The organism is Herbaspirillum robiniae (assembly GCF_002213415.1).
Lineage (GTDB): Bacteria > Pseudomonadota > Gammaproteobacteria > Burkholderiales > Burkholderiaceae_D > Herbaspirillum > Herbaspirillum robiniae.
Window position 1 is genome coordinate 167,611 of record NZ_NJGU01000001.1, and the last position, 16,939, is coordinate 184,549.

General features: G+C 63.1%; 15 protein-coding genes. 7 read left to right on the forward strand and 8 right to left on the reverse strand.

The features are described 5' to 3' along the window. Positions 1-167: 167 nt before the first annotated feature. The 8 genes from CEJ42_RS00695 to tssJ all read right to left on the reverse strand — a co-directional run bounded on the left by CEJ42_RS00695 (position 168) and on the right by tssJ (position 9,732). Positions 168-1,277, reverse strand: coding sequence for an S-(hydroxymethyl)glutathione dehydrogenase/class III alcohol dehydrogenase (locus CEJ42_RS00695; protein WP_088749752.1), 1,110 nt, complete (start codon positions 1,275-1,277; stop codon positions 168-170). Positions 1,278-1,341: 64 nt separating this feature from the next. Next, positions 1,342-1,617, reverse strand: coding sequence for a formaldehyde-responsive transcriptional repressor FrmR (gene frmR, locus CEJ42_RS00700; protein ID WP_079214943.1), 276 nt, complete (start codon positions 1,615-1,617; stop codon positions 1,342-1,344). Between the two features lie 422 nt (positions 1,618-2,039). Next, the gene (locus tag CEJ42_RS00705; RefSeq protein ID WP_088749753.1) at positions 2,040-2,930 is read right to left on the reverse strand and encodes a hypothetical protein; all 891 of its coding nucleotides are present in this window, start codon (positions 2,928-2,930) and stop codon (positions 2,040-2,042) included. Positions 2,931-2,951: 21 nt separating this feature from the next. Next, positions 2,952-3,953: a DUF2515 family protein gene (locus tag CEJ42_RS00710; protein WP_088749754.1), complete on the reverse strand. Its 1,002-nt coding sequence runs from the start codon at positions 3,951-3,953 to the stop codon at positions 2,952-2,954. A 32-nt stretch (positions 3,954-3,985) separates the two neighbouring features. Then, positions 3,986-6,880: a type VI secretion system Vgr family protein gene (locus tag CEJ42_RS00715; protein WP_088749755.1), complete on the reverse strand. Its 2,895-nt coding sequence runs from the start codon at positions 6,878-6,880 to the stop codon at positions 3,986-3,988. Positions 6,881-6,916: 36 nt separating this feature from the next. Then, positions 6,917-7,690: a type IVB secretion system protein IcmH/DotU gene (gene icmH, locus CEJ42_RS00720; RefSeq protein ID WP_207760384.1), complete on the reverse strand. Its 774-nt coding sequence runs from the start codon at positions 7,688-7,690 to the stop codon at positions 6,917-6,919. Between the two features lie 2 nt (positions 7,691-7,692). Further along, positions 7,693-9,042 (reverse strand): type VI secretion system baseplate subunit TssK, encoded by a 1,350-nt coding sequence (gene tssK / locus CEJ42_RS00725; protein WP_079214948.1) that lies wholly within the window; start codon positions 9,040-9,042, stop codon positions 7,693-7,695. A gap of 60 nt (positions 9,043-9,102) precedes the next feature. After that, the gene (gene tssJ, locus CEJ42_RS00730; protein WP_079214949.1) at positions 9,103-9,732 is read right to left on the reverse strand and encodes a type VI secretion system lipoprotein TssJ; all 630 of its coding nucleotides are present in this window, start codon (positions 9,730-9,732) and stop codon (positions 9,103-9,105) included. Between the two features lie 369 nt (positions 9,733-10,101). On the opposite strand from tssJ, the gene CEJ42_RS00735 reads away from it, so the two are divergent. The 7 genes from CEJ42_RS00735 (at position 10,102) to tssG (ending at position 16,881) form a co-directional block, all read left to right on the forward strand. Continuing rightward, entirely contained in the window at positions 10,102-10,722 is a 621-nt protein-coding gene (locus CEJ42_RS00735; protein WP_088749757.1) for an outer membrane protein assembly factor BamD, read from the forward strand. Between the two features lie 116 nt (positions 10,723-10,838). Next, the gene (gene tssB / locus CEJ42_RS00740; protein WP_079214951.1) at positions 10,839-11,339 is read left to right on the forward strand and encodes a type VI secretion system contractile sheath small subunit; all 501 of its coding nucleotides are present in this window, start codon (positions 10,839-10,841) and stop codon (positions 11,337-11,339) included. Between the two features lie 11 nt (positions 11,340-11,350). Then, positions 11,351-12,838, forward strand: coding sequence for a type VI secretion system contractile sheath large subunit (gene tssC / locus CEJ42_RS00745; RefSeq protein WP_088749758.1), 1,488 nt, complete (start codon positions 11,351-11,353; stop codon positions 12,836-12,838). Between the two features lie 35 nt (positions 12,839-12,873). Next, a complete protein-coding gene (locus CEJ42_RS00750; RefSeq protein WP_079214953.1) occupies positions 12,874-13,365 on the forward strand; it encodes an Hcp family type VI secretion system effector in 492 nt (163 codons plus the stop codon). 121 nt (positions 13,366-13,486) lie between these two features. Continuing rightward, positions 13,487-13,975, forward strand: a complete 489-nt coding sequence (gene tssE, locus CEJ42_RS00755) for a type VI secretion system baseplate subunit TssE (protein WP_079214954.1) — start codon at positions 13,487-13,489, stop codon at positions 13,973-13,975. Continuing rightward, entirely contained in the window at positions 13,976-15,820 is a 1,845-nt protein-coding gene (tssF, locus tag CEJ42_RS00760) for a type VI secretion system baseplate subunit TssF (protein WP_088749759.1), read from the forward strand. Beyond that, positions 15,784-16,881, forward strand: coding sequence for a type VI secretion system baseplate subunit TssG (tssG, locus tag CEJ42_RS00765; RefSeq protein ID WP_088749760.1), 1,098 nt, complete (start codon positions 15,784-15,786; stop codon positions 16,879-16,881). The genes tssF and tssG overlap by 37 nt, the downstream gene beginning before the upstream one ends. The last annotated feature ends 58 nt before the right edge of the window (positions 16,882-16,939 follow it).

Here is a 16,939-nt window from a genome sequence, read left to right on the forward strand (position 1 = left end):
GTCCGCATCGTGCGTGCGGATGAATAAGCGAGGCGCTATCGTAGGTGGGCGGGGAGGGAATGCAAAAGAATGATTCCGCAGATGCTTAGTCGGTTTGGGCGCGGACGAAAAAAACCGCGCGACCCTGGCGGGGCGCGCGGCGGTGATGCGGTGATCTGGTGCAGCGATCAGTAATGGATCACGGTGCGGATCGACTTGCCTTCGTGCATCAGGTCGAAGGCTTCGTTGATGGCGTCCAGGTTGCGGGTGTGGGTGACGAAGGGCTTGAGGGCGATGTCGCCCTTCATCGCGTCTTCCACCATGCCCGGCAGCTGCGAACGGCCCTTGACGCCGCCAAAGGCGGTGCCCATCCACTTGCGTCCGGTGACCAGCTGGAACGGACGGGTCGAGATCTCCTGGCCGGCGCCGGCCACGCCGATGATCACCGACTGGCCCCAGCCGCGGTGGGCCGATTCCAGCGCGGCGCGCATCACGTTGACGTTGCCGATGCACTCGAAGGAGTGGTCCACGCCCCAGCCGGTCATCTCGACGATCACCTGCTGGATCGGCTTTTCATGATCCTTGGGGTTGATGCAGTCGGTGGCGCCGAACTCGCGCGCCAGGTCGAACTTGGACGGGTTGGTGTCGACCGCGATGATGCGCCCGGCCTTGGCCTGGCGCGCGCCCTGGATCACCGCCAGGCCGATGCCGCCCAGCCCGAACACGGCGACCGAGTCGCCTTCCTGCACCTTGGCGGTGTTGTGCACGGCGCCGATGCCGGTGGTCACGCCGCAACCCAGCAGGCAGACGTGCTCGTGGTTGGCCTCCGGGTTGATCTTGGCCAGCGAAACCTCGGCCACCACGGTGTATTCGCTGAAGGTGGAACAGCCCATGTAGTGATAGATCGGCTGGCCGTTGTACGAGAAGCGGCTGGTGCCGTCCGGCATCACGCCCTTGCCTTGGGTGGCGCGCACCGAAGTGCACAGGTTGGTCTTGCCGGACTTGCAGAACAGGCATTCGCCGCACTCGGCGGTGTACAGCGGAATGACGTGGTCGCCCGGGACGACGCTGGTCACGCCTTCGCCGACTTCCACCACAACGCCGGCGCCTTCATGGCCCAGCACCACCGGGAACAGGCCTTCCGGATCGTCGCCGGAGAGGGTGAAGGCATCGGTATGGCACACGCCGGTATGGGTGATCTTGACCAGCACTTCGCCCTTTTTTGGCGGTGCGACGTCGATCTCGACGATCTGGAGGGGTTGGCCGGCGGCGAAGGCTACGGCTGCGCGAGATTTCATGGGAGCTCCTTGAAGTGATGTCAACGGCACCGCCCGGACGGTGCGGGGCAGGCGGGGTGTTTGGTTACTTGAGATATGAACGCACCAGCGTCAGCAGGTCCTGCACGCGCGCATCGTGCTGCGCCTCGGAATCGGCCGGCTGGCTGAAATCCTCGCGGATGTGCGACTCCAGCACTTCCGACATCAGGCCGTTGATGGCGCCCCGGATGGCGGCGATCTGCTGCAGCACCGGCGCGCAATCGGCGCCGGCCTCCAGCGCGCGCTCCAGCGCATCGCACTGGCCGCGGACGCGGCGCACGCGGGCGAGGACGCGCTTCTTTTCTTCGGGGGAATGCGGCATCGGCTTTGTTCCGGTGACAAAACCTGAAATATACTAGGTGGGAGTATATTAGTAAAGAGTCGCGCCTGCTTCCTTACCTAGGGAAGACCTGCGTCCACGGCTGCCAGCCTCGGTCATGAACAGCTTCCATCCGCGTCTCCTGCGCTGGATGCTTGTCGCGGCGCATCCGGCGGCGTTCAAGGTCGCCGGGCAACTTTGCCGGGGATGGACTTGGAGAAGCACTCAAGGGCTCTCTTTAAGCCCGTTCCCTTCCTGTTGCAAGGCCACTGTGGAGTCATCAAAGCCAACCGGTCAGGAGCGGTAACGTCATCGCTGCCTCAGTCAATCAGTTTGGGCGCCCCATAGAAACGAAAGGCAGATACTGACGCCAGCTTAAGCGGTTTGTCATGCCGATCGTTTGACCAGGGGCTCCTCACGCTGTGCTACTTCGATGTCAACTGCTCCGGAACAGGCGGATCCTGGTAAGTTTCTTCGATCTTTATTCCCTGCGCTCGCAACACATCCTCGGCGCTTTGGCGATCTTGTGCCAACAGCTTCAATTCTTCGGGAAGAGCATCCTTCCATTGAGCACGTCTGGCAGGCCCGACCATTTTGCGGAACTGTTCGTTTTCACCCAGCAGGACCACTTCGATGAAGTAGGCACCGGGTTGATTGACATCGACGCGATTTGGATCGCGTGATAAAGCGAGGCTCAGATAACCTTGGTTGCTCCAGAACTTCCAGAGAGCCCTGCCAGGCAATTTCATCCACTCATCGAGCGTGGGCTGGTAGTCCGGGTCCAGTCCATAGACTGGCGAAGTCAAACTTGCATAACGGATGGCATCCGTTCCGGCGAGGCGAGGGAAGCCCTGATCCACGTAACGCTTCCATCCTGCCTTTCGAATGTCCTGCAGTAGGGCCATGAACCTGCGTCGCGCCTCGTCGTGACCAATAACGCTGCTACTGTCCATCCCGGTGTTGACGTCCCATTCGATGATGTTTTCTCCGGGGAAGGCCGAAGAATAGTTGCCTGTAGCACTCAGGGCATAGCGTAGCGTGAAAGCCTGGCCTTGCCGGCCGACTTCGATGGTGCCTCGATCGTCAGACGGCCATTGCGCTGCGTAAAATCTTGCGCCGGAAGGGTGGTCGCTGAGTGTGAAACGGTCGGGGTATTTCTTTTGCAGTTCATCTCCCGGTTGATTTGCCGAGATGCTGACCTTTTCAGTCATTTTTCCGTTCTCTCCGATCGGCTGCCTGGAGCAGCCCGTTATAAAAGCGGCAGCCAGCATGATTGCCGGTAGCCCCAAAAACACTTGCTTGAAAAAGGCGCGCAAAATATCGATCCAGAAGAAAGTTCACAAAGGCTGCATCATCGGATAGCGAGGAATGTCTTCCGACTGGTCCTGGTTGACCCATCCGGCCATGGCGCGGAGTTCGCCCTCCATGTAAGCGGTTTCGGTCTGCATGAGGAAATGAAAGCGCTTCGCGGCAGCGGTGATCCAATCCATCCGGCTGTCAAAATCCTCCAGTTTCGTCGAATCGGGAGCGATCGATTTCTTCTGAGCGACCTTAGTATCGCATGCACTGGTGAACGCCAGCCGTAATTCCGGGGACACGAGGTTTACCACCGGCCAGCGCTGCATTTTCACGAAGGAGGAAAACCAGCCATCCTCATAGATGAGGGGTTGCAAGATCACCTTCTGTTCATGATTTGCAATGGCCAGCAGGTGCGCAAACTTCTGATCTTCCTGGATCGAACCCGGCCGGGTAGCCTCGATCTGCTTGACGATCTTGAAACCCTCAACGATGAAACCGCACTGGCTCATGTTCTTGATCTTCGAAAGTGCTTCATCCTTCCACGGATAGTTGGCCACCTGCTCCTTGACCGGCTTGATGTAGGCAGAGGCATCGCGACAGTGGACACATTCGTCGAAACTATCGTTGAACCGTGTGTAATACCAATGCCATCCGCTGATATCGTAGAAGAGCCAGAGATTTCCCTTGGCCAATCCCTTGAACACGGGGTCGACGATTGGCACACGAAGATCGTCCAGAGAGCATCCGACGGTCTTGCTGGCGAAAGCACCCAACGCCATCCAGTAGAAACGGCCCTTCTTGGACGGATCGCCATGGTCTTCGGTCTCCAGATAAAAGCGGGCGTATGTCGCAGCGATGCGCCGCGCCCTGTCGCTGTAGACGGGTATGATCGAGCCCTCGTTGCGTCCGTGAAGCTTGCACAGTCGTTTCGTACTCATCTGCTGGACCATTGACCACATCAGGTTGCAGTCGCAATGGACATCCTTGCAAGACTTTTCGTCGCTATTGGTCTGTGACTGGACCTTGTCGGAAGCACCCATCAATTATTTCCTTGTCCTTTGTTCGTTCTCGTTCAAGTCTTGGCCGGCACGACCTTGAACCACTCCATCGCGAATTCCACGTTCTCGCTGGCAGCCGTGGAAACACGTTCGCTCATGCCGTCCTTGGCGGTGGCGGCGAGGTAGTCTCCGGCGGAACTCTTGATCCGGTAGGGAATGTCGGACAGCGGATTGCCGTTCGGATCCTTCACCACGAACGCCTCGTCGTAGAGCTTGTACTTGGTGTCGGGCAGCGCCAGCAGGTCCGGCGAGGCGCTCGCGCCGCCGGAGAACGCATGCGTGGCGCCCTTCACCGAAAACGTCCCCGGACAGGCGAACGTGATGTTGCCGCCTTCCAGCGTCACCGAGGATTGCCCGGCCTGCAGCACGATCTTGCCGCTGGCCTTGATCTCGATGCCGTCGTTGACGCTTTTGACGATCACATCCTGGTCGGCCAGGATTTCCAGCGCGTCGGTGTGTGCCTGCAGCGAGACCGGGCCATTGCCGGCGTAGGCCTGGATGCCGCCATCGTGGGCATACAGGCTGGCAGCCTTGCCGGCGGCGGCGCTGATGGTGTCGCCGGCGCTCCAGTGGGTGTCGCCCTGGCTGGTCCACTGGAGGCTTTCGCCGGCGTAGAGCACCGTCGAGGCGGTGCTGGCCCAGTTGATGCTGCTGGGCGACTCCATCAGCACCGCGGCTTTGGCGAACTTCTCCACCGGCTGCGAGGCATCGGTCTGACGCGAGCTGCCGTCGGTCTTCAGCGCATCCTGGCCGTTCACGCTGGCTGGATGCTTCCCCTGGTCGGCCGGGTCGATGGCGGAGATGAAATCGGCCTTGGCCTGCAGTGCGTCGGCGCTGTGCAGCGCCTGCTGCTGCGCGGCCGATTCGCCCACGGTCTTGGCTAGCTGCTGCGCGCCTTTGAGCTGGGCGATGGCTTCGGCGGCGTCCATCTGGGTGCCGGTCACGCCGCTGCCGCTGGCCGCGCGCGCGGTGGAGGAGATCAGCAGGCCCTCGGCGCCGCGCACCACGCCCCAGGCGTCGCTGCGCAACTCGAATCCCTGGCCGCGATAGCTGCCGCGCTCGGCGCCGGTGTCCGCCTGTTCCACCAGGTGGCCGAGGTTGAGCTGCGACTTGGCCTGACTCGAAGCCAGGCGCATGCGCAGCTGAGACTGGCTGTCGTCGACCACCCACTGGTTGAAGCCGCTGCCGTCATGGGCGGTGCTGTGCCAGCCGGAGATGGTGCCGGCGTGGTTCACGCCCGAATCGGCGCCGGCCGGGAAGGGCGGGGCGTCATTGCCGTTGTAGAGCTGGGCCACCACCACCGGGCGGTCGATGTCGCCTTCGATGAAGTCGACCAGCACTTCGCTGCCCACGCGCGGTGCGAACTGGCTGCCCCAGTTGGCGCCCGATTGCGCCTCGGCCACGCGCACCCAGGTGCCGGAGGCGTCGCTGCCGGGGGCGTTGCCGTCCTTGTCGTCCAGGTTGCCGGTCTCGCGCAGGCCGCCCGGGTTGGGCGACTTGCCGCGCTGCCAGTGGAACTGCACTTTCACGCGATGGTTGCGGTCGGTGGTCACGGCCGCTTCCTGCAAGCCGGTCACCAGCGCGCTCTGGGCGCCGCGCGCGGTGGGCTTGAGGCGTTGCGCAATGGCCGCCGGAACGATAGGCACGCTGTCGCGCACGGCCGTAAAGCTGTTGCGATAGGCGCCGGGCTTCAGTTCTTCGTCCTGTCCGGCATCGGGCGTTTGCGGGCCGCCGAACAGGCTGCCGGCGACCTTGCCCATCATGTCGCCGAGGATCTGCGTGATGTTGCTGTTGAAGTTGTTGCGCGCCTCGTGGCGGACCGACAACACCTTGAAGCTGTTCTCGCCGTCGCCGTAGCGCTCGTGCTGGGTCAGCGCAAAGTGCGCGCCGGCGGCCAGCTGGCGTACCGACCCGGCGCCCTCGAAACGCTTGTTTTCCATCTCGATGGCTTGCAGCATCAGCTGTGCGTGGCTCGCCGCGGCGTCCTGGTCGGCGAAGTCCTGCTGGCCGGTGCCGTCGTACACCTGCAGGGCAGGCAGCTCGCCCGCGTCCAGGCCGGAGCTTTCCTCGGCGGAAGGGGCCGATATCTTTTCCGGGTGCCAGCTGGCCAGCGCCACGCCGTTGGCGCGCACGCTGCGCACGGCGGCGAAATCGGTAATGGCGTCGCTTGCCTCCATCGCCGCCGCGCGGTGAAAGCGGATGCTGTCGTAACCGCCCGGCATGGGCGGCGCCTTCGCATCGCGGTCGAAGATCACCAGCTTGTGGCGCGCATGCGGCTGGCCCTGGTCCTGGTTACCCTGTCCTTGCCCGGCGCCGTCGTCCTGCTCGTGCTCGAAACGGAAGCTCAGGCCCTCGGACGCCAGGATGCGGCGCAGGAAGGCGCAATCGGTCTCGCGGTACTGCGTGCAGATCTCTCTCTTGTTGAGTTGCCGGGTGACTTCGAGCGAGAAGTTAGCCTGCGGGTATTCCTTCAGCAGCGCGCCGGCGATGTCGGTCACCGTCATGTCCTGGAACAGGAAGCTGTCGCGGCGCCGGTCGAGGAAGGCCAGGAAGGACTCCAGCCGCAGCCTGTAGCGCGCCATGCCGCCGTCCGCGCCCAGCCACGAGGCCTGGGTGCAGTAGCCGTGCCAGGCGCGCAGGGAGCCGTCGGCCTGCAGCAGGCGCAGGCTGATTTCGGCGCCGATGAATTGCTTCAGGTCGAGGTCGGTGGAGACGGAGAGCGCGTCGATGTCGAAACGGAAGTTGTCGTTGACGCTTTCTTCGCCGTGAAAACGCTCCACCGCCAGCGACTCCGGCAGGCCGGACTGTTGCGCCGTGCTCATCGTGATGAGGCGGGCGTTCTGCGACAGGCCGGTGCCGAACAATTCGGAGACGACGGCGGAGAGGGAATCGGGAAGCGGCAGGTTCATCGGATTCGCCTTGAGCAGGTTGGCATCCTGCCGGGGTCAGGGCAGGGTAATGGTCAGGTTGGCCGTGCGCGGCGCCAGCTTGACGATGTCGGTATAGCCGGCCAGGCCGTTCTCGGTGCGGCCGGTCAGCATCCAGTTCAGGCCCAGGTAGGCGAACATGGCTATCATCGCGAACAGCGAGGCTACCGCCCACAGCGGCACGTCGTTGCGCAGCTTGTTGACGATCGCATCCGGGCGCGCCCAATGCGGCGCGAAGCCGGCGCTCTTGCCTTTCATGTGGGCGATTTCGTCGCCCAGGCGCGCGGTGAGGTAATTCAGCTTCTCCGGCCCCTCCAGCGCGTACTTGCCCTGGAATCCCAGCAGCAGGCACATGTGGAACACCTCCAGCGCCTGCACGTGGGCGTTGCCGCGCACGCGCAGATCTTCCAGCTGCTTGAAGAAGTTCTCGCCGGCCAGCTGGTCGCCGAACATGGTCAGCTGCAGCGGTCGGCGCTCCCAGGCGTCGCGGATGCCGAAGCTGGAGCGCAGGATGATCTCGTCCACCGACGCGCAGAACGCGTACTTGGCGGCGTAGACGTCTTCCGGCGACACGTCGAGCTTCTTGGCGTTGCGCTCGACGTCGCCCAGGAATTTCTGCATCTTGATCGCGAAGGACGCTTCGTCCAGCGGGGCGCTGCCGTTCTTGAGCATGAACAGCGCGTAGAAGCCGTCATACATCAGGTCCAGCAGCGAATGCGCATTGACGGGCGCGCTGGCGGCGGGGGACGGGGTGAAGTGTTCCTGGTCGAGCAGGGAAGGGGCCGAGGTCATGTTCATTGCGTCACCGCCAGAAGTTCGAGTTTGAGGTCACGGATGCCGGCCGGGATGTAGATGCAGATGGATTGCGCCTGCAGCATGCGTTCGTACATGGCGCCCTTGTTTTCGAGCGCGAAGTAATAGGTGTCGGGGCGCACCGGCAGCGCCGCCGGCACCTGCGGCGAATGCACCAGCTTCACGCCGGGCAGCGCGGCCAGCACGAACTTCTCGACGTCCTCGGGGGCGCCGATCTTGAAACGCAGGGGCACCACATCCACCAGTTCGATGGCCGGCAGGTCGGCATTGACCGCCAGGTAGAAGTTGGTCTTGTCGTCGATCTTGCCGGAGTCCAGCATGCCCAGATGGTAGGAAGGCTTGCTCTCGTTCAGGGCGATGGCGAAATAGCGCGAGGAGATCACGGTATCGAGCAGTTCGCGGATGATGCCGTCGAGCCGGGCGAAGGCAGGGCCCGGATCGTGGTGGTCGTAGGCCGGCAGGTCGGCCAGCGACAAGCTGCGCGAGAAGGTCATCAGCGAGCCGCCCAGCGCCAGCAGCTGTTCATACAGGCGTTCGGGATGCAGCAGCGGGTTGTTCAGGTAGTGCGAGAGGCTGGCGTAGGAAGTGCTGGCCGTGTGCAGCAGCCAGAAGGAGGTGATGTCGCCGGAGCGGAACTCCACCACGCTCTTGCTCGGCTCGCGATGGTGGCCGTAGAGCGCGCTGACCTTGGCCTGCAGCGCATCCATCAGGCGGCGCAGGCGCTGGAACAGCAGCGGCGCCGCATGCACCGACAGGCTGGGCGGCACGAAATTGGGATCGAGTTCGAAACCTGATGAGCTGGCGCGACGCAGCCGCACGACGGGGATGCACACCAGCGAGTCGCGCGGCTCATTCTCGGAGACCAGGCGCACGGCCTTCTTCAGGTAGCTCATTTCAGCCTTGGCGGCTTCGGTGAAGAGGTCGGACGTTTCGATGTTGTCCTGGATATAACGGCTGGACTGGCTGTTGCTCGCCGCGCCGTGGGCGAAGTTGCTGCCGAAGCTCTTCAGTGCCGGCAGCGCCGCGTAGAAGGTCACCGACTGCTGCGCCAGCGGGATTTCGGTGAGCTCGATAGGATCCGGCAAGTCGTCGCCGTCCGGCGCCTTGTAGATTTCGCCGTCCTGGAAGATCACCGACAGCTCCAGGATGCGCAGCGTGTTGTTGTTCAGCGCGTCGCGGTCGACCTGCAGCGCCGACACGCCCCAGCAGTAGGGATTGAGCGCGGCCGCGGTCTGGTGCAGGCGGGTTTCATGATAGTGGTCCTGGCGCTGGAAGTGCTGCGGTCGCAGGAACAGGCCTTCGCCCCAAAGGACTTTGTTGGAGTGGTTCACTTGTGTTGCCCCATTATTATCGTCGTCATTCGCGATGTACTGCGGTTTGTTGTTTGAATTTCAATGACACTGAACCGGCGCCAGCATCAGGTTCTTCTCCAGTGGCTTGCCCTGGGTATCCACCGCCGCCGCGCCCGCACCCACGGTCAGCGAACAGGACTGCAGGCCGACCGTAATGCCGTTCTTCTCCGATTCGTCGGCCTTGAAGGCGACGCGCCAGCGCTGCTGGGCAGGATTGACGAAGAGGGCGACGACACCGATGTAACCCGCTTCATAACTGACCTTCTCGGAGATCTCATAGCGCTGGCCCGGCACCAGCGTGACCTCCTTCACTTCCAGCAGGTCCGCTCCCAGGGCTTCCTTTTCCTTTTGTGCGCTAAGGAACGTGTCGTATGACGCCTGCTGGAAAGTAATGTTCTGCTTCAGCTTATAAATTTTTGCGACCAGCGCCAGCGGCCGCTGCTGGGCATCCTGGTTGAGCGCCCTGGAGGCGTGCAGCTTGATCGATACGGTACGCGGCTGCTTCATGGCGTCGGGCACTTCCGGCGCATCCGGCTTCTTCAGCCCCAACGCCTCCAGCGTCGACTTGGCCACCTGTCCCACGGTGGAGGCTGCGCCGACTGCGGCGCAACCGGATATAGAAGAAACAACAAGCCCCAATAAAAAAATATCAATTAATTGTTTTTTCAACTCAGCCCCGTACGTTCTATTCGATTTATTCGTGATGCGATGGGCACCGTCTTTTTATGAATTAGGAAGTTTTTACATATTGCGGAACTGGAATTACAGATCCATGTCTATGCGATACGTTTGAGCAAGATTACGTTCGAATTACCTAAAACTATTAAGTCGGGCAACAACCTGATAGTCGCGATTGGAGCGCGTCCCGTTAAAAAAGTGCATTTTTCCAATGCATTAATTTCATTCGGAGACGGTTCAGGGGTTTCACACATTGCCTAAAGATCAAGCGTCGCGTAACTGACGCGGCGCTTCATGAATTGCTTGTGCGGATCCCGTGCAAGCGTTTTGCCATATCAAAAATACAAGGAGCAATTCCGTATGCGCGTGAACAAAATAAAAACAGGTCTGGTCATTCCTGCACTGCTGTTGGCGATGTTGAGCGGATGCGCAAGCCAGCAACCGCAGCCAAAGCCCGAGGAAGAAGCCAAGAACACGCTGGAAAGCGGAGTGGCCCAGGCCAATGCGGCGCAGGCCGACGGCAAGAGCGATGAGGCGGTGTCGGTGCTGAAGGTGGTGGCGTCGCGCTTCCCCGCGGACAAGACGCCCTGGGTGCGCATCGCCCAGATCCGCTTTGACGCCGGCGACTACAGCGATGCCATCGTGAACGCCCAGGAAGCGCTCAAGCGCGATCCGGCCGATAAGGTCGCCAACAGTATCGTCACCGTTGCCAGCCTGCGCCTGGCGACCAAGTCCCTGGGCGACCTGCGCACCCAGAACGCGCTGAACGGCTCGGTGAAGACCGAAGCCCAGGACCTGACCAAGATCCTGCGCGAGAGCCTGGGCGAAACCGCCCTGGTGCCGCCGCCGGCCAAGCCGGCCCCGGCTGCGCGCGCACGCAAGGCGCCGCCGCGCAAGGCAGCCGCGCAACCGGCAGCCGGCGACGCCGACAGCGGTGGCGGTGGGGGCAGCGGTCCCAATCCATTCGGCAACCTGAAGTAAGGCACGCCCGCGGGAGCACGCAAATGCTCCCGCGTCTTTTCGCTGGCGCTCGCAGCCGGCGCGTTCGTGCAGCCTCACGCGGTGGGGCGCATTACCCAAACAGCAGTGGAGCAATCATGGCAAAACGAGAAAGCATCCAGAAGAAACTCCAGAAAGTCCGCCCCCCGCGTGTGCAGATGACCTATGACGTCGAGATCGGCGACGCCATCGAGAAGAAGGAGCTGGCCTTCGTCACCGGCGTGGTCGGCGACTTCGGCGGCAATTCCGAGGTGCCGCAGCCGCGCCTGAAGGAGCGCAAGTTCGTCAACATCGATCCGGACAACTTCGACGAAGTGATGAAGGGCATCGAGCCGCGCGCGGTCTACCGCGTGCCCAACGAGCTCTCGGACAAGGGCGGCGAATTCGCCGTGGAACTGAAGTTCCGCTCGATGGAGGACTTCCGTCCGGAGTCCGTGGTGCAACAGGTCGAGCCGCTGCGCAAGCTGCTCGAGGCCCGCACCAAGCTGGCCGACCTGCGCAACAAGATCGCCGGCAACGACAAGCTCGAAGACATCCTCAGCGATGTGCTCAACAGCACCGAGAAGCTTGCCGAACTCAGCAAGCAAACCAACAAATAAACGGGATCGCCATGTCCGCTCAACTGAACCCCGAAGTCGCCGCAGCCCCGGCCGCAGCCGGCGCCAGCCTGCTGGACGACATTGTCGAACAAAGCAAGGTCGCCAAATCCTCCTCCGAACATGACCGCGCCAAGGACCTGATCGCCGAACTGGTGAGCCAGGTGATGGAAGGCACGGTGGTGGTCTCCGACAACCTGTCGGCCACGCTCGACGCCCGCATCGCCGAACTGGACCGGCTCATCTCCGGCCAGGTCAGCGCCATCATGCACGCGCCCGAATTCCAGAAGCTGGAAGGCAGCTGGACCGGCCTGAACTACCTGGTGCGCAACACCACGGTGGGCGAGAACCAGAAGATCAAGATTCTGAACGCGACCAAGAAGGAACTGGTCAAGGACTTCAACTCGGCCCTGGAATTCGACCAGAGCGCGATGTTCAAGAAAGTCTATGAAGAGGAATTCGGCACCTTCGGCGGCGCGCCCTTCGGCGCCTTGCTGGGCGACTTCGAGATCACCCGCCAGCCGGAAGACATGTACTTCATCGAGCAGATGTCGCGCATCGCCGCGGCTTCGCACGCGCCGTTCATCAGCGCCGCCTCGCCCGAGCTGTTCGGTCTGGAGTCGTATTCCGACCTGGGCAAGCCGCGCGACCTGTCCAAGGTGTTCGATACCGTCGAATATGCCAAGTGGAAGTCGTTCCGCGAGTCCGAGGATTCGCGCTACGTCGGCCTGACGCTGCCGCGTTTCCTGGGCCGCCTGCCGTTCAATCCCAAGGACGGCACCACCGTCGAGGGCTTCAACTTCGTCGAGGACGTCGACGGCAGCGACCACTCCAGGTACCTCTGGTGCAACGCCGCCTACGCCTTCGGCACCAAGCTGACCAAGGCCTTCGAGGACTTCGGCTGGTGCGCGGCGATTCGCGGCGTGGAAGGCGGCGGCCTGGTGGAAGACCTGCCGACCCACACCTTCAAGACCGACGAGGGCGAAGTCGCCCTCAAGTGCCCGACCGAAATCGCCATTACCGACCGCCGCGAGAAGGAGCTCTCCGACCTCGGCTTCATCTCGCTGGTCCATTGCAAGAACACCGACTACGCCGCGTTCTTCGGTGCCCAGTCCGCGCAAAAACCCAAAAAATACAACACGGATGCAGCCAACGCCAACGCGGTCTTGTCTTCCCAGCTGCAGTACATCTTCGCCGTGTCGCGCATCGCTCATTACATGAAGTCGATGATGCGCGACAAGATCGGCAGCTTCGCCGCCGCCTCGAACGTGGAAGATTTCCTCAATCGCTGGATTGCCCAATACGTGCTGTTGGATGACAACGCCACGCAGGAGGCCAAGGCGCAGTTCCCGCTGCGTGAAGCTTCGGTACAGGTGTCGGAAGTGCCAGGACGGCCAGGCGTTTATCGCGCCGTGTCGTTCTTGCGTCCGCATTTTCAGCTGGATGAACTGTCTGTGTCGCTGCGCCTGGTGGCGGAGCTGCCGCAGGCCGGGAAATCCTGATTTTTCCCTCCCTCACTAAACTAACAGGATAAGTTATGGCAATCGACGTCTATCTTCAAATCGACGGTATCAAGGGCGAATCGACCGACGACCTGCACAAGGACTGGATCGAGTGCAAGACCGTGGACTGGGAAGTCCTGCAGCCCAAGTCGGCTACCGCCTCCACCGGCGGCGGCCACACCGCCGAGCGTTGCGAGCACAAGGACATCGTGTTCACCAAGGTGGCCGACCTGGCATCGCCGCTGCTGCTGCAGAACTCGTCCTCGGGCAAGACCATCCCCAAGGCCAAGTTCGAATTCATGCGCGCCGACGGCAAGGGTGAACGCGTGCGTTACTTCGAGATCGAACTGGGCAACGTGATGATCAGCAGCGTCGCCCCAACCATCGAATCGGGCGAAATCCTGAACGAGACCGTCGGCCTGAAGTACTCCACCGTCAAGTGGAAGTACACCCAGCAGAAGAAGGACGGCGGCACCGCCGGCAATACTTCGGGCGGCTGGGATCTGTCGACCAACAAGGTCATCTGATCCGGTTGTTCCCGGACGGCGGCATGCCCGTCGTCCGGCCGCATGAGGTCCGCCGGCCCGCCGGCGGACTGCCATCGCCCCCGGCGACATAAATCAAAAACCCACAAGTCGGATAAGGCATATGAAAGGCTTTGCTCCCAGCCTGTTCGACAAGCTGATGAACGACGGTCCCAGGTCTTCCGTCAGTCCCGTCGTCAGCCGCCTGTCGATAGAAGAACTCAAGGATGCCGTGGCCCGCGACCTGGAGGCCATGCTCAATACGCGCGCCGTGATCCCCGAGGAGCTGCTGCGCCATTTCCCGGAATGCGGCAAGTCCATCATCGCCTACGGCCTCAACGATTTCGCCGGCATGAGCCTGGCCAGCATCGACGACCGCGCCGCCATCTGCCGCTCCCTGGAAGAGGCGATCGCTCGCCACGAGCCGCGCCTGCGCAACGTGCGCGCCATGCTGGAGGTGCAGGAAGGCTCCATCAACCGCCTCAATTTCGCCATCAGCGCCTTGCTGGTGGTCAACGCCGCCCGTGAAACCGTCAATTTCGACGCCGTGCTGCAGCCGTCGTCCTTGCAGTATTCGATCAGCAAGGCGCGCGCGACCCGGATAGGAGTCTAAGTGCAAGAGCTGCTTCCCTACTATGAGCGCGAGCTGAGTTTCCTGCGGCGCTATTCGCGCGAGTTCTCCGAGCGCTATCCCAAGATCGCCGGCAGCCTCCTGATGGCCGGGGAGGTGTGCGAGGATCCGCACATCGAACGCATGATCCAGTCCTACGCGCTGCTCAACGCGCGCGTCTCCAAGCGGCTGGACGACGACTATCCCGAATTCACCGAGGCCCTGTTCGAGGTGCTGTACCCGCACTACCTGCGGCCGTTTCCCTCGTGTTCGATCGCGCGCATGGACTACTCGGCCTCGGCCGCGCAACTGACCACGGCCAGCCAGATCGCGCGCGGCACCACGCTCTCCACCCGCCAGGTCAAGGGCGTGGTGTGCAAGTTCCAAACCGTCTACGACGTGCCGGTGGCGCCGATCCGCCTGCCGCAGGCCAGCTTCGCGCCCATCATCGAGGCGCCCGAGGCGGTGACGCTGCCGACCTCGGTCACGTCCTCGTTGTCGATCACCATCGAGACCACTTCCGAGCAGGTGGCGCTGGCGCAGCTGGGCCTGGCCTCGCTGCGCGTGTTCATCGACGGCGAGGCCTCGTTTTGCGCCGCCTTGCGCGACAGCCTGTTCATGCGCACCGTCGCAGCCTGGGTAGAATTGCCGCGCAGCGGCCGCTGGACCGCGCTGCGCAAGCCGCCGCTGGCCGAAGTCGGCTTCGCCGATGAAGACGCGCTGATCGACTTCCCGGCGCAATCGCATCCGGCCTACCGGCTGCTGACCGAATATTTCTCCTTCCCGGAGAAATTCAACTTCTTCGACATCGACCTGGCCGCCATACTGGCCGTGCTGCCGACCGGCTCCAAGGGTTTCACGCTGTACCTGGGCCTGTCGGGCCTGCGCGCCGATTCGCACATCGCGCGCCAGTTGGGCACCACCAGCGCAGCCAACCTGCTGCTGGGCTGCACCCCGGTGATCAACCTGTTCCGCCAGCGCGGCGATCCGATCCGCCTGACCCATGCCGGCGCCTACTATCCGGTGGTGGCCGACGCCCGCCGCGCCTTCGGCTACGAGGTGTATTCGATCGACTCGGTACAACTGGTACGGCAGACGCCGCAGGGCGAGTCGATCACCCGCTTCCGGCCGTTTTATTCGCTGCGCCACGGCCAGTCGCCCGAGCGCTCCGGCCACTACTGGGCGATGCGCCGCGACGAGCTGGTGGCGCTGAAGAGCCCCGGCTACGAGACCGAAATTTCCATCGTCGACATCGACTTCGACCCGGCCAAGGTCGAGACCGATACGCTGTCCATCGAGCTGACCTGCACCAACCGCGATTTGCCGGCCTTGCTGACCTACGGCCTGCCCGGCGGCGACCTGCAGATGGAAGGCGGCGGGGTAGTGCGCTCGGTGGCGCTGCTGCGCAAGCCGACCCTGCCGTCGCGCTTCGAGCGCGGGCGCGGCGCGCACTGGCGCCTGATCTCGCATCTCTCGCTGAACCACCTGTCGCTGATGCGCGGCGGCCTGGAAGCCTTCCAGGAGATGCTCACGCTCTACGACCAGTCCAATTCACCCATCTCGCAGCGCCAGATCGGCGCCATCGCCGCCGTCGACCACAAGGCCGCCACCGCGTGGCTGCCGGGCAACCCTTTCGCCAGCCTGGTGCGCGGCATCGAGGTCAAGCTGACCGTGGATGAGGAGGGCTTCGTGGGCAGCGGCCTGCATGCCTTCGCCGGCGTGATCGACCGCTTCATGGGCCTGTACGTGCATGCCAACAGCTTCGCGCAGTTGAGCGTGCTATCCAAACGAACCGGGGAGGAGCTGCTGAAATGCAGGCCACGCAGCGGAGATTTGAGCCTAGCGTGATCGAGCGGCTGTTCGCCGCTCCCCATCGCTTCCAGTTTTTCCAGGCAGTGCGCATGATCGAACTCTGGTTCCGGCGCAACGGCGTGCCGCACGAACGCGCGGTGAGCGACTTCCTGCGCTTCGCCAACCGCACCGCGCTGGGTTTCCCGGCCAGCGAGATCGAACGGATCGAGGCTTTTCCGGCCGACCAGGCGGACCAGGCCGACGGCACCACCGTGGCCGGCATGGAGCGGGCGCTGAGCAGCGGCCGGATGAAGTACGTATGCCTGACGCCGACCTTCATGGGTTTTCTCGGCGGCAGCGGCGCCTTGCCGGCGCATTACACCGAGCGCATCGCGCGCCACCAGCTCGAGCAGCGCGACGACGGGCCGCGCGCCTTCCTGGACGCCTTTTCCACCCGCTCGCTGGCGCTGTTCTACCAGGCCTGGAGCAAGTACCGGCTGGCCTTCCAGTACGAGGCCGGGCGCCGCGACAAATTCCTGCCGCTGCTGCTGTCGCTCTCCGGCCTGGGCTTTCGCTCGCTGCGCGAACGGCTGCAGGAGGTCGACGGCCGCGGCGTGCGCGACGAGTCGCTCGGGCATTTCGCCGGCGCCTTGCGCCACCGGCCGGCCTCGGCCTTTTACATGCAGAGGGTGCTGGGCGAATACTTTTCCGTGCCCCTGCAGATCGAACAGTTCGTCGGCAGCTGGTACAACGTGCCGCCCGAGCACCAGACCATGCTGGGCTCGACCAACTCGGCGCTGGGCACCGCCATGGCCGGCGCGCGCGTATGGCAGCGCGATCTGCGCATGCGCCTGCGCATCGGGCCGCTGCCGATGCGCGACTTCGAGCAGTTCCTGCCCGGGGCCAAGGCCTCGCAGGCGCTTTCGCGCATGCTGGGCATGTTTACCGGCTCGGCGCTGGAGTATGAGATCCAGCTGGTGCTGCGCGCCGAGGACGTGCGCGGCCTGGGACTGGCCGCGGACCGCGACGGCGGACGGCTGGGCTGGGACAGCTTCATTTCCACCGCGCCCGAGACGCGGGACCGCGCCGATATCTGCTACGAGATTTCGGTGCACTGAGCCAACAAACGGCACGACGACGAACGCAGGCACCGACCACACTGAACCGGACAAGAGA

Coding starts and splice junctions, on each gene's coding strand:
- CEJ42_RS00735 (WP_088749757.1), top strand. CDS start 10,102: ATGCGCGTGAACAAAATAAAAACAGGTCTGGTCATTCCTGCACTGCTG.
- tssB (WP_079214951.1), top strand. CDS start 10,839: ATGGCAAAACGAGAAAGCATCCAGAAGAAACTCCAGAAAGTCCGCCCC.
- tssG (WP_088749760.1), top strand. CDS start 15,784: ATGCAGGCCACGCAGCGGAGATTTGAGCCTAGCGTGATCGAGCGGCTG.
- CEJ42_RS00750 (WP_079214953.1), top strand. CDS start 12,874: ATGGCAATCGACGTCTATCTTCAAATCGACGGTATCAAGGGCGAATCG.
- CEJ42_RS00695 (WP_088749752.1), bottom strand. CDS start 1,277: ATGAAATCTCGCGCAGCCGTAGCCTTCGCCGCCGGCCAACCCCTCCAG.
- tssE (WP_079214954.1), top strand. CDS start 13,487: ATGAAAGGCTTTGCTCCCAGCCTGTTCGACAAGCTGATGAACGACGGT.
- tssC (WP_088749758.1), top strand. CDS start 11,351: ATGTCCGCTCAACTGAACCCCGAAGTCGCCGCAGCCCCGGCCGCAGCC.
- CEJ42_RS00710 (WP_088749754.1), bottom strand. CDS start 3,953: ATGGGTGCTTCCGACAAGGTCCAGTCACAGACCAATAGCGACGAAAAG.
- frmR (WP_079214943.1), bottom strand. CDS start 1,617: ATGCCGCATTCCCCCGAAGAAAAGAAGCGCGTCCTCGCCCGCGTGCGC.
- icmH (WP_207760384.1), bottom strand. CDS start 7,690: ATGACCTCGGCCCCTTCCCTGCTCGACCAGGAACACTTCACCCCGTCC.
- CEJ42_RS00715 (WP_088749755.1), bottom strand. CDS start 6,880: ATGAACCTGCCGCTTCCCGATTCCCTCTCCGCCGTCGTCTCCGAATTG.